The organism is Streptomyces sp. NPDC045026 (assembly GCF_056432625.1).
In genome coordinates, this window is record NZ_JBWKIS010000017.1 from 48,661 (window position 1) to 60,391 (window position 11,731).

Here is an 11,731-nt window from a genome sequence, read left to right on the forward strand (position 1 = left end):
GAGTCAGCCATCAACTCCGTTGTATTTCGGCGCGGTTGACCCGTAGGACAGGCCGGCCTTCTTGAGTATGCGCTGGTACGTTCCGTCGGCCCGCAGTTTGCGCAGCCCCTTCATCACCAGCGCCGCCATGGGTTTGTCGTCCTTCTTGACCACGGCGGCGAACGGTTTCGCGGGCATTGGGTCGAGCACCGCGCGGAACCGGCCGGGTTCGGTGCGGTCGAAGAAGGCCAGGTTCTCGCCGCCCTGGATGGCGATGTCCGCGCGCTTCTGCTCCAGTTGGAGGCGGGCCGCGGCGCCGGAGTCGGTCGGCAGGATCTGCACGGCCGGCTTCCCCTTGCCGGTGCAGTACTTCTTGTTGAAGGCGAGGGCCTGACCGTAGTAGTCGGTGGTCTTGCTGACGGCCAGCTTGCGGCCGCACACGTCTGCGGCGGTGCGGAAGTCGCCGGCCCGCGAGGGCAGGGTGTAGAGGCGGCCGACCGTGTCGAAGTAGTCGACGAAGTCCACGGTCTCCTGACGCTCCACCGTGTCGGAGATACCGGACATCACCAGGTCGACGCGGGAGGTCGCGACCGAGTTCATCAGCTGGTCGAAGCGCTGCTCCACGAACGTGACCTTGAGGCCGAGTTCGTCGCCGAGCGCCCGGGCCAGGTCGACGTCGACGCCCACCAGGCGGTTGGTCTTCCCGTCGCGGTACTCCATGGGCGGGAAGTCAGGCGACAGGCCGACCTTGAGCTCCTTGCCGTCGACGACGGAGGGCGGGAGGCCGCCCTTGCCGCTGGCGGACGCGGGTAGGGTGGTGCTGACGCAGCCGGTCAGGGCGGCCGTCGCACCGAGGCAGACGGCGACGGACACGAGCGCGCGGATCGGACGGGACATGACTTCTCCTGCCGACGTGCGGCTCACAGGACGCGCGCCAGGAACGACTGGGTGCGCGGGTGCTGAGGGTTCTCGAGGATCTCGGACGGCGGGCCGATCTCCAGGACCTTGCCGCCGTCCATGAACGCCACCCGGTCGGCGACCTCGCGGGCGAAGGCGATCTCGTGGGTGACGACCATCATCGTCAGGCCGCTGCGCGCCAAGTCCTGCATGACGTCCAGGACTTCACCGACCAGTTCGGGGTCGAGCGCGGAGGTCGGCTCGTCGAAGAGCATCAGGTCGGGGTCCATGGCGAGGGCGCGCGCGATGGCGACCCGCTGTTGCTGCCCGCCGGAGAGCTGGCGCGGGTAGGCGTCCGCCTTGTCCTTGAGCCCGACCTTGCCGAGCAGGGCGACGGCGCGTTCGCGGGCGGCCTCGCGTGCCACCCGCTTGACGCCGACGGGCGCCGCCATCACGTTCTCCAGGGCCGTCATGTGCGGGAAGAGGTTGAACCGCTGGAAGACCATGCCGATACGGCGGCGCTGCCGGGCGATGGCCCGCTCGTTCAACTCGTGCAGCTTGTTGCCCTGCTGCCGGTAGCCGATGACTTCGTCGCCGACCCAGATCCGCCCGGAGTTGACCTGCTCGAGATGGTTGATGCAGCGCAGGAAGGTGCTCTTGCCCGAGCCGGAAGGGCCGAGCAGGCACACCACCTCACCGTGGTGCACCTCGAGGTCGATGCCCCTGAGGACCTGGAGGTCGCCGTAGCTCTTGTGCACCGACTCGGCCCGCACCAGGGCGCGTTCGGTGGTCGTGGTGACGCTCATCACGAGACCGCCTTCTTCTGGTTCAGGGCCGTGCGCAGCTGCTGCAGAGGCGTCGCGGGCAGCGCGCGACTGCTGCTGCCCTTGGCGAAGTGCCTTTCCAGGTAGTACTGGACGACCGAGAGGACCGAGACCGCGGCCAGATACCACACGGCACACACGATCAGCAGTTCCATGATCCGGTTGTTGACGAAGTAGATGTGCTGCGCCTCCGAGAGGATCTCGCTGACACCGATGGCCGAGGCGAGCGAGGTCGTCTTGAGCATGCCGATGGTCTCGTTGCCGATCGGCGGCAGGATCACCCGCATCGCCTGCGGCAGCACGATCTGTCCCAGGGTGCGCAGGCGTGACATGCCGAGTGCCTGGGCCGCCTCGGTCTGCCCCTCGTCGATGGAGAGCATGCCAGCTCGCACCACTTCGGAGGTGTACGCGCCCTGGTTGAGGCCGAGACCGATGGCGGCGGCGACGAACGGGGTGACCAGGTCGACGGTGCGGGCGCCGCCGATGCCGGGCACGGAGACGTACGGGAAGAGAAGCCCGATGTTGAACCAGGCGAGCAGCTGCAGATAGACCGGGGTGCCTCGGAACACCCATACGTACAGCCAGCCGACGCCGGAGGTGACCGGGTTGCGGGACAGGCGCATCACCGCGGCGAGGACGCCCAGGACAATGCCTATGACCATGCCGACGACCGTGAGGACAAGGCTGATGAGGAGCCCCTTGAGGAGCACGCCCATCGTGAAGTACTCCTTGACGACGCCCCAGTCGATCGCCGCGTGGGCGAGGGCGTAGCCCAGCCAGCACAGGAGGGCCACCACCGCGAGGGCGCCGATCCACCGGCCGTAGTGGGTGCGCGGCACCGCGACGAGCTCGCTCGTGTCCACGGCTTCGGAGCCCGCCGCTACTGCTTCGGACATGTCCTGGCTCTCTTCTCCGGGTGTCCCGGTCGGTGGGCAAACAGGAGGGGAAGGCGTGGGAGGCACGGACCGGTCTGTGCTCATGTGCGGGGGCCCGCGTACTCGGCGGCCCACGCACGCTGTTCGGCGACCAGTTCCGCCAACTCCCGTATCTGCTCGTCGACTCGGGCGGGCGCGGTGCCACCCTGTCCGCTGCGCGCGGCAAGGGCCGCTTCCACCGTGAGGACGGAGCGCACTTCGGGCGTGAGCCGGGCGTCGACGCCCGCGTAGTCCTCGTCGCTCAGGTCCTCCAGGTCGACGCCGCGCTCCTCACAGAGCTGCACGACGGCCCCGGTGATCTCGTGGGCCTCGCTGAAGGGGACGCCGCGGCGCGCGAGCCAGTCCGCGATCTCGGTAGCGAGGGTGAATCCGGCGGTCGCCTGCGCGCGCAGCTCCGTCTCGTCGACGACGAAGGTGCGCACGAGCCCGGACATCGCGGGCAACACCATGAGGAGCGTCTCCACGGTGTCGAAGGCAGCGCGCTTGTCCTCGGCGAGGTCCCTGTTGTAGGCGAGCGGGAGACCCTTGAGCACGCCGAGGACGCTCGTCAGATTTCCGGTGAGGCGGGCGGCCTTGCCGCGTGCCAGCTCGGCGATGTCCGGGTTCTTCTTCTGCGGCATGATCGACGACCCGGTGGCGAAGCGGTCGTCGAGCGCGATCCAGCGGAACTGGCGGCTTGCCCAGAGGCAGATCTCCTCGGCGAGCCGGGACACGTCGACAGCGAGCATGGAGCCGACGAAGAGGAACTCGGCGACGTGGTCCCGACTGGCCACCGCATCGATGGAGTTGGCGCAGGTGCGCTCGTATCCGAGCTCGCGCGCGGAGTGCTCCGGGGTGAGCGCGATGGCCGATCCCGCGAGGGCCGCGGCCCCCAGCGGAGAGCGCGCGCTGCGCCGGTCCCAGTCGCGCAGGCGGTCGATGTCACGGCCCAACGCATGTGCGTGCGCCAGGAGTTGATGCCCGAAGGTGATCGGCTGGGCGGGCTGCAGGTGCGTGAAACCGGGGGCCGGGGTTGCGCAGTGGTGCCGGGACTGGGTCAGCAGGGCGTCCGTCAGGTCTGCCGTGGCCTCGGCGAGTCTGCGCACCTGGTCGCGCAGGTAGAGCCGCAGATCGTTGGCGGCCTGGTCGTTGCGGGAGCGTCCGGCGCGCAGTTTGCCGCCGACCGCGCCGAGCCGTTCGCTGAGCACCCGCTCCAGGAACGTGTGGACGTCCTCGTCCTCACGGTTCGGTTGGATCTCCCCGCGCCGGTACTCGCCGTCGAGTACGTCGATGGCCTCGAGCAGCATCGCCAGCTCGCCGTCGTCCAGGAGGTCGGCCCGGTGCAGCTCGCGGGCGTGGGAGCGGGAACCGGCGAGATCATAGGGCGCCATGGCGAAGTAGCTGGGATCCGAGCGGGACAGCGTTGCCAGCGCTTCATCCGGAGCGCTGCGGAAGCGCCCGCCCCACAGGCGTGTGGTGGCAGCGGTATCGGTCATGAACAGGTCTCCCTGGTGTGAGGGGGCGGCTCGACGGCCGTGGCCAGGATTTTTTGATCACATGGAGAAGGAGCTGTAGGGGGTGTGGGCAGAAGGAACCACCGACACGCTTCGTCGGACTGCCCGCTTGTCGGACAATTTCAGCAAGCACAGTGATCGTCAAGAGCCCTGGGAGGAATAGGCCGCGCCAACTCCCCACTCCTGCATGCCAGTAGACTGTCGCCCCAGATTGTCCGGCTGTCCGACCAAGACCCCGAGGAAGTGCGTCATGGCGCTAGGCCCCATAGAGATCGATCGCTCCAGCACGGTGGACCGTGTGGCTCACGCGCTGCGCGAGGAGATGTACCGGGGAACCCTCACGGGCGGCACCTCTCTGCGCGAGAACAATGTCGCCGAGAGCCTCGGTGTCTCGCGCAGCACCGTGCGTGAGGCCCTGCAAATCCTCACCGGTGAGGGCCTGTTGGTACGGCGGCCGAATCGCGGGGTCGAGGTGCGGCAGCTCACCGAGGAGGAGATCGAGGACGTCTTCACGGCGCGGCGCGTCCTGGAGACGGCGGCGGCGCGCTCGGTGGTGCAGGCAACTCGCACCGACCTCATGACGCTCATCGCGGTCCAGCGCGACTTCGAAGAGGCTGTCGCGTCGTCAGCCGCTGCCAGCGTCGTCACGGAGGCGCATCTCGCCGTGCACGTGGCGATCGTCGGGCTCCTGGGCAGCCCCCGACTGACGGCGACGGCCCGCGATCTCATGTCGGAGATCAAGCTGGCGGTGGCCACCACAGACCGCACCAGCGACGATCTGCCCGCACAGGTCGAGCAGCACCGGGCCATCGTGGAGCTGCTCCGTCAGGCGAAAGGCGAGGAGGCGGCCCAGCTCCTGGAAGCCCACCTCGCACACGCCAAGGCTTTTATGCCGACGGTTGGTTGACCTCGGACACTGCGGGTGCCGATAAATCATCCGCGCAGGTCACGGCCTTGATTACCTATCGGCGAGCCGCGCACACCGACCTTTGATTGTCTTCCCGCGGACCAATGCGGACGGCTCATGATCTCTCGTGCTGCGGTGGCGCCCAGGACCCGGATGCGCCTTGTCGAGTGCTCGATGACGGCGAAGACGTACCTTCTGGTCGGCGTCGGCCAAAAGGGCGTCGAAGGCGGTCATGAACTTCGAGTCGCGGGATCACCACAGGCATCCAGATGCCCCGGATGAACTCCCTCATGGAGCGCTGGCTACAGACCTGCCGACGCGAGCTCCTGGACCGCACCTTGATCTGGAACCAGAGCCACCGCCTCTACGCATTAGGTGAGTTCGAGACCCATTACAACGAGCACCGACCCCACCGGACCCTCAAGCAAGCCGCACCACTCCGCCCGCTCCCCCAACCGGTCAACCGCCCACCGCAGCTCGGGGCCCTGAAGGTCCGCCGACGAGACCGACCCGGCGGAACCCTCCGCGAGTACCGACATGCACCTTGACCAGGCCGGATAATTTTCCGGCACCCGCAGGGCCTGGAGCGGGCGAACTGCTGGACTCCCGCCGTTCGTTGCACGGTTGAGCGACGCGTCAGCGCTTCCGCACCGCGCCCAGCTGAGGGCGGTCAAGTCCGGGGTCGGTGAACCCTCGCGCGACGGCGTGCAGGATGCGGGCCATCGCCTGAGCCGCGGGCGTGGCGGCGCGCTGGGCTGGCCTGGCCAGGAGAATGCGGCGGACCGGGGAGACGACGTCGGACGACTGGTCGTGAGACAGGGAGAGAAGGCGTACGTCACTGCGCCGGTTGGTCAGGGCCAGTCGGGGCGCAAGAGCCAGGCCGAGGCCGGCGGCGACCATCGCCTGCGCTTCCTGGTAGTCGTGGGAGGCGTAGGCGATTCGCGGTTCGAATCCCGCCTGACGACAGGCACGCCGGAGCACGTCCGCGACCGGGTGGTTCTCGGCGCGGATGATCCACTCCTGGCCCGCCAGCTCGGACAGTCGCACATGCTCTGAGGCGACCAGCGGCGAACTGGTCGGCACGACCAGCACCGTGGGGTCCTCCAGAAGGGGAGTGAGGATCAACTGGTCGTCGTCGACGCGGTTCCAGTCGTAGTCCCACAGCAGCGACAGTTCCACCTCACCGGTGTGCAGCATCTCCCGCAGCTGGGCCAGGACCCCGGCACGCACGACCGTGCGTACCTGCGGGTGGGCGCGGCGGAAACGGGTCAGGGCCAGCGGAAGCAGTGAGGCGCTGGCCGTGGGGAAGGAGCCGAGGGTCACGACACCACGGTCCAGATGGCCGAACGCCTCCAAGTCAGCTTCTGCTGCCTGGAGTTCACGGCGGATGGTGCGGCCCCGTTCAGCGAGCGCGGCACCGGCCGCGGTGGTGCGCACGCCGCGCGGTAGCCGCTCGATCAGCGGCTGCCCGGCCTCGCGCTCGAACAGGGACATCTGCTGGGAAGCGGCGGACGTGGTCATGGACAGCGCCTCGGCGGCGGCGGTGAGCGAGCCGCGCTCGGCGACCTCGGCGAGCAGCAGCAGTCGGCGGACATTGAGCATGCGGCGACTTTAGCCCAGCTAAAGCCTCCTCAAGGAACGAGACATTGTGCTCAAGCCAATGGCTCTGCGAGAGTCTGGCCAACGCAGCGGTCCCGCACCCGATGCGCTGAGAGAAGGACGCTCTGACATGCACGTTCCCGCAACCCTCGTACGCGGTGGGACCAGCAAGTGCTGGCTCTTCCCCCAGGTGCACATGCCCGCCGACCGCGATCGGATCGAGCGCATCCTGGTCGACGCCTACGGCGCGGCGGACCCGGTTCAGCTCGACGGCATCGGCGGCGCCACCCCCACCACGTCCAAGGCGGCCGTGGTCGGCGCGAGCGCCCACGACGGCGTCGACATCGACTACCTCTTCGCCCAGGTCGGCATCGGGACCGGCACGGTCGAGTGGGGCAGCAACTGCGGCAACTGCGCGACAGCCATCGCCCTTTACGCCGTCGCCGAGGGCCTGGTGCCGCTCAGGGACGAGCGCACCCCCGTGGTCATGCGCAACATCAACACGGGCGCCGTTCTCGAAGCCGAGGTGGACACCCCGGGAGGCCGGGTCCAGGAGTTCGGAGACCGTACGGTCCCGGGCACGCTGGCCGGAGGCGTGCCGGTAGGTCTCGCTTTTCGTCACCCCTCGGGCGCAGCGACAGGTCACCTCCTGCCGACCGGCCGGCCGGCTGAAGTACTGCCGGTCGGCGAGCGGTCGTTGGCCGTGAGCATGGTGGACGCCGGTGCCCCGGTGGTCCTGGTGGACGCGCTGCGCGCCGAGAGGACCGGAGCCGAGACGCTGGAGCAGATGCGTACGGAGGTGCCTCGGCTGCGTGCGGCCCGGCATGCCGCCGCAATCCGCATGGGCTTGGCCGAACCCGGGGCTGCGCCCGGTGACGCGGTGCCCAAGGTCGGCCTCGTCGGCTCTCCCGTCGCCTACACCACCACCCTCGGCGAGCACGTGGGCGCGCACGAGTACGACGTGTCCGTACGGATGCTGTCGATGAACTCCCCGCACCCGGCCATCGGGCTCACCTCCGCGGTGGCCGTGGCCGCCGCCAACCTCGTCGAGGGCACCGTGGTGGCCGAGGCGTCCACCGCCGCCGGCCGCGGCGTCCTGCGCATCGGCACCCCTGCAGGTGTGCTGGCCGTGGAGTCCTCGGGCACTGGACCGGACCGGGTCACCGTCGCCCGGGCCGCGCGTGTGCTGTGCCAGGCCCGCATCCTCGTACGCGATCCCGCACTGCCGGCCGCCGCCTGACCCCTGCCACCCTTCCCCGGTGAGCCGCAGTCACCGGACGCTCTCGCCCGCCCCGTCCCCGCAGGACAAAGAGGACAATGATGTCTCCTGAGCTGGTATCCGTCGGCGCGCTGCTCGTCATGTTCGTCGTCGGCACCGTCCTGCCGATCAACATCGGCATCCTGGCCTTCGTCGTGTCGTTCGCGATCGGTACGACCGCACTGAACATGACGGAGGATCAGATATTCGAGGGCTTCCCCGTGGAGCTCTTCCTCACCATCGTCGGCGTCACCTATCTGTTCGCCGTGGCCCGCCGCAACGGCACGGTCGATCTTCTGGTCGCCGCCGGAGTCCGCCTGGTGAGGGGGCGTACGTTCCTGATCCCCTGGGTGCTGTTCCTCCTTGCCGGGGTGCTGACGTCGTTGGGCACCTTCACCCCTGCCGCCGTGGCGATCCTGGTGCCCATCGCGATGAACTTCGCCTTCCGCTACGACATCAACCCGCTGATGACCGGAATGATGGTGATCAGCGGCGCCCATGCAGGGGCCTTCTCCCCCATGGCCGTCTCAGGGGTGCTGGTGCTCGGCATGGTCGACGACACCGAGCTGACCGTCGCCCCTGCGACCCTCTTCTTCGCCAGCTTCGCTGTCAATCTCCTCCTGTCCGTGCTGACCTTCGCCGCCCTGCGGCGCCGCACGATGACGGCGGACCCGACCGAGCAGCCCCAGCAGGAGGAGACGAACGGCGACACGACCACGCAGCGAGCAACCTGGCACCAGTGGGCCACGCTCGCCGCCCTCGCTGCCCTCGTGGTGTGTGCTCTCGGCTTTCAGATGCAGATCGGTGTCCTCGCCCTGGCCGCCGGAGCGCTGCTGGCCCTCCTGGACATGAAGCGCCAGGAGAAGGCGGTGGACGGCATCAGCTGGCACACCCTGCTGCTGGTCGGCGGCATGATGACCTACATCGCGATGCTGGAGCACGCCGGGATCATCGAGAAGATCTCCGAGCACGCGGCCGACTTCGGTACCCCGCTCGTCGTGGCCCTCCTGCTCTGCTTCACGGTCGCGGTCACCTCCGCCTTCGCCTCCTCGACCGCGATCCTCACCGCCATCATCCCGATCGCCGTTCCGCTGCTGCTGTCCAGCCACCTCAGCTCGACGGGCCTGATAGCCGCTCTCGCCGTCTCCACCACGATCGTCGACGTCTCCCCGTTCTCCACCAACGGGGCCCTGGTGCTGAGCAACGCACGGGGAGTGGAGCGGCGCGGCTTCTACCGCCAGGTCCTCGGCTACACCTGCGGCATCGTAGCCGCGGGGCCCGTGGTGGCCTGGGGTGCGCTCGTCCTGCCCTGGTCCTGAAATCGGCGACCGGTCGACGAGACACGACATACGCCTGAAGCGCCGCCGGTCGCGGCGCTTCAGGCGTATCCCCGTCGTGGCCCCTTTGCCTTCGAGAGCAGAGTGGTCACGCGTGATGACCGCCGACAGGCGCAGCGGCCGGTCAGCCAACTGTTCGGGATCGAGCGGCTCGTCGCCGTCGACGATCCAGTAGTTGACGAGGCCCCAGGCGCCGTCCGCGACGAGTGCGGCCAGGTCCCGGGCGGTGGCGGCGTCCAGGTCAGCACGCCCACCCCGCTCAACCCCTCCCACATCCGACACCAACGGCCAGCACGGCAAGGACCGAGCCGCAGAACGGGGACCGAATTCGACAGTTCAACGGGCGGTGAGGACAGGAGGTCTCAGGTGGCGCTCGGCAGCGAGTCGAGCAGCTCGGTTATGCGTCGATCGCGTCGCGGATGGTGCGGACGACGGCGATCGGAGCGGCTTCGGGGTCGGCGCCAGTCCAGGTAGCGGCGGCCGGCCACGACGGGGCAGGCGTTGCGTTACCTGGCCGCGCCCGCCGACTTGGAGCGGATCCTCGCGGGCGCGTTCCGCCCCGGCGACCGGCTGCGAGAGAGCGCGATCGCCGCCGAGCTCGGCATCGCCCGCAACACGGTCCGCGAGGCGGTGCGCCTACTCGAACACGGCGACCTGGTCCGCTTCGACGGCAACCGCGGCGCCGCGACCGTCTCCCCCACACCCGCGACGGCCGACGAGCTCTACACCGCGCGCAAACACCTCAAGTCGGCGGCATATTCCGCTAGCGCAGGGCTCGGGTGGGGATTCTCAGGCCAGGTTGATGTTCTCCGCCTGGGGGCCCTTCTGGCCCTGGGGGACATCGAAAGTCACGGTCTGGCCCTCCTGGAGCTCACGGAAGCCCGTGGAGTTGATCGCCGAGTAGTGGGCGAAGACATCCGGGCCGCCACCAGCCTGGGCGATGAAACCGAAACCTTTCTCCGCGCTGAACCACTTCACAGTTCCCGTAGCCTGTGGGGTTCCAGAACTGGGGCGTCGTGCTGACCTGCATTTCATCCCGTTCGCTCGTACTCGTCGATGAGGCCGCCGAGGACTGGGCGGCGCTTGATCCTCTCGTGGGTGAGGTCGGCGGTGGGGTGGTCGGGTCGCGGCGGGCGCAGCTGTTGTCCGCGGTGCGGTCTTCGCCCGTTGTGATGCTGGGCGTACTCGTTCAGCACGGTGCGTAGGTGGCGTTGGCTGAAGACGAGCATCCGGTCGGTGACCTCCGAGCGGACGGTGCGCACGAACCTCTCCGCATACGCATTCACTTGAGGGCACCGCGGAGGGATCTTCACGACCTTGATGTCCTCGCTGGCGAGGACCATGTCGAATGACCTGCTGAACTGGCCAGCCCGGTCGCGTACGAGGAAGGCGAACGCGGATGCTCGGCGGCCGAGGTTCATCAGGAGACTGCGGGCCTGTTGCGTGGTCCACGGCCCGTCCGGATGGCTGGTCACACCGAGGACGTGCACATACCGGGTGCCGACTTCCAACGCGAAGAAGACGTACAGTCGCCGCAGGGTGACCGCGCAGTCGACGTGAAAGCAGTCGACGGCGAGCATCGTCGAGGCTTGGGTACGGAGGAACTGCCGCCATGTCGTGTCGGTGCATCGCTCGGGTGCCGGGGGTATCTTCCGGCGCCTGAGGATCCTGCGGATCGTCGAAGCGCCCACGCGGTAGCCGAGCTTGAGGAGTTCACCCTGGATGCGCTGGTATCCCCAGGAGGCGTTTTCCGCGGCGAGTTGTTCGATGAGCGTGGCGGTAGCCTGGTCAATCGGCGGGCGGCCGGTCTGGTTGGGGTACGTCCACTTCTTCGTCACCAGCCGGCGGCGCCACCGCAGAATCGTGTCGGGTGTGACCAGACGGTGTTGTCGCAGCGCTCTGGGCAGGTGTCGGAGCAGCGCGGCGAGGTAGGCACGGTCCGCCCAGTCGAAGCGTGGTTTGGGGTTCGTGCGGCGCAGGACCGCGACCTCGTGCCGCAGGACCAGTAGTTCGATGTTCTTGGACGACGAGGAACGGCAGAGAAGCGCCAGCCAGCCGAGCAGCCGGGCGAAAACCAGGTAGAGCAGACGTAGCGACACAGTCCGAGATCCTTCCCGGAGCGTGGTGCTCTACCCATCGCTGCTGGTTATCAGGCCAGGCTGGGTTCTGGAACCCCACAGGCCGGCCTCGCACCGTGCACTCCATTCGCGCTCTGGTCCTGCGCCTGGCCCGGGAGAATCCCAACTGGGGCTACCGGCGCCTCCACGGCGAACTGCTCATCCTCGGCGTGAAGGTGGCTTCCTCCACCGTATGGGAGATCCTCAAGGAGGCCGGGATCAACCCAGCGCCCGAACGGAACTCCAGTACCTGGGCAGACTTCCTGCGCTCCCAGGTCGATGGATGAAGTTTCCGGCAAGCGCCGGGCTACCGCAGGGTGCACGGCGAACTCGCCACCCTCGGCATCCAAGTCGCCGCCTCCACCATCTGGGGCGGCGCGGGGAG

General features: G+C 68.5%; 10 protein-coding genes and 3 pseudogenes. 6 read left to right on the forward strand and 7 right to left on the reverse strand.

All coding sequences use genetic code 11. The features are described 5' to 3' along the window. Positions 1-3: 3 nt before the first annotated feature. From AC07EJ_RS29795 to argH, 4 genes are all read right to left on the reverse strand, one after another. Complete coding sequence (locus AC07EJ_RS29795) at positions 4-876, reverse strand: ABC transporter substrate-binding protein (protein WP_389489937.1); 873 nt, start codon at positions 874-876, stop codon at positions 4-6. A 23-nt stretch (positions 877-899) separates the two neighbouring features. Continuing rightward, positions 900-1,682, reverse strand: coding sequence for an amino acid ABC transporter ATP-binding protein (locus AC07EJ_RS29800; protein WP_389489935.1), 783 nt, complete (start codon positions 1,680-1,682; stop codon positions 900-902). Then, positions 1,682-2,596 (reverse strand): amino acid ABC transporter permease, encoded by a 915-nt coding sequence (locus AC07EJ_RS29805; protein WP_389489933.1) that lies wholly within the window; start codon positions 2,594-2,596, stop codon positions 1,682-1,684. Before AC07EJ_RS29805 ends, AC07EJ_RS29800 begins: the two co-directional genes overlap by 1 nt. Positions 2,597-2,676: 80 nt before the next feature. After that, the gene (gene argH, locus AC07EJ_RS29810) at positions 2,677-4,110 is read right to left on the reverse strand and encodes an argininosuccinate lyase (RefSeq protein ID WP_389489931.1); all 1,434 of its coding nucleotides are present in this window, start codon (positions 4,108-4,110) and stop codon (positions 2,677-2,679) included. Between the two features lie 268 nt (positions 4,111-4,378). Between argH and AC07EJ_RS29815 the strand changes: the two genes are divergently transcribed. Together AC07EJ_RS29815 and AC07EJ_RS29820 are read left to right on the forward strand one after the other, a co-directional pair. After that, positions 4,379-5,035, forward strand: coding sequence for a GntR family transcriptional regulator (locus AC07EJ_RS29815; RefSeq protein ID WP_478885421.1), 657 nt, complete (start codon positions 4,379-4,381; stop codon positions 5,033-5,035). A 251-nt stretch (positions 5,036-5,286) separates the two neighbouring features. After that, a pseudogene (locus AC07EJ_RS29820) lies at positions 5,287-5,583 on the forward strand (integrase core domain-containing protein); the annotation flags it as partial. Between the two features lie 88 nt (positions 5,584-5,671). Here AC07EJ_RS29820 and AC07EJ_RS29825 read toward each other — a convergent pair. Then, entirely contained in the window at positions 5,672-6,637 is a 966-nt protein-coding gene (locus AC07EJ_RS29825) for a LysR family transcriptional regulator (RefSeq protein WP_389489926.1), read from the reverse strand. A gap of 127 nt (positions 6,638-6,764) precedes the next feature. Here AC07EJ_RS29825 and AC07EJ_RS29830 point away from each other — a divergent pair, with 127 nt between their 5' ends. The 3 genes and pseudogenes from AC07EJ_RS29830 to AC07EJ_RS29840 form a co-directional block, all read left to right on the forward strand. Further along, positions 6,765-7,874 (forward strand): PrpF domain-containing protein, encoded by a 1,110-nt coding sequence (locus AC07EJ_RS29830; protein ID WP_389489925.1) that lies wholly within the window; start codon positions 6,765-6,767, stop codon positions 7,872-7,874. An 80-nt stretch (positions 7,875-7,954) separates the two neighbouring features. Beyond that, on the forward strand, positions 7,955-9,211 hold the full coding sequence (locus AC07EJ_RS29835) for an SLC13 family permease (RefSeq protein WP_478885422.1): 1,257 nt from the start codon (positions 7,955-7,957) through the stop codon (positions 9,209-9,211). A 546-nt stretch (positions 9,212-9,757) separates the two neighbouring features. After that, positions 9,758-9,901, forward strand: a pseudogene (locus AC07EJ_RS29840) (GntR family transcriptional regulator); the annotation flags it as partial. Between the two features lie 117 nt (positions 9,902-10,018). Here the strand turns inward: AC07EJ_RS29840 and AC07EJ_RS29845 are convergent. Next, a complete protein-coding gene (locus tag AC07EJ_RS29845; protein ID WP_389489990.1) occupies positions 10,019-10,264 on the reverse strand; it encodes a cold-shock protein in 246 nt (81 codons plus the stop codon). Next, the gene (locus AC07EJ_RS29850) at positions 10,261-11,328 is read right to left on the reverse strand and encodes an integrase core domain-containing protein (protein WP_478885423.1); all 1,068 of its coding nucleotides are present in this window, start codon (positions 11,326-11,328) and stop codon (positions 10,261-10,263) included. Before AC07EJ_RS29850 ends, AC07EJ_RS29845 begins: the two co-directional genes overlap by 4 nt. Before the next feature lie 80 nt (positions 11,329-11,408). On the opposite strand from AC07EJ_RS29850, the pseudogene AC07EJ_RS29855 reads away from it, so the two are divergent. Beyond that, positions 11,409-11,627 (forward strand): annotated as a pseudogene (locus tag AC07EJ_RS29855) (integrase); the annotation flags it as partial. Positions 11,628-11,731 lie beyond the last annotated feature (104 nt).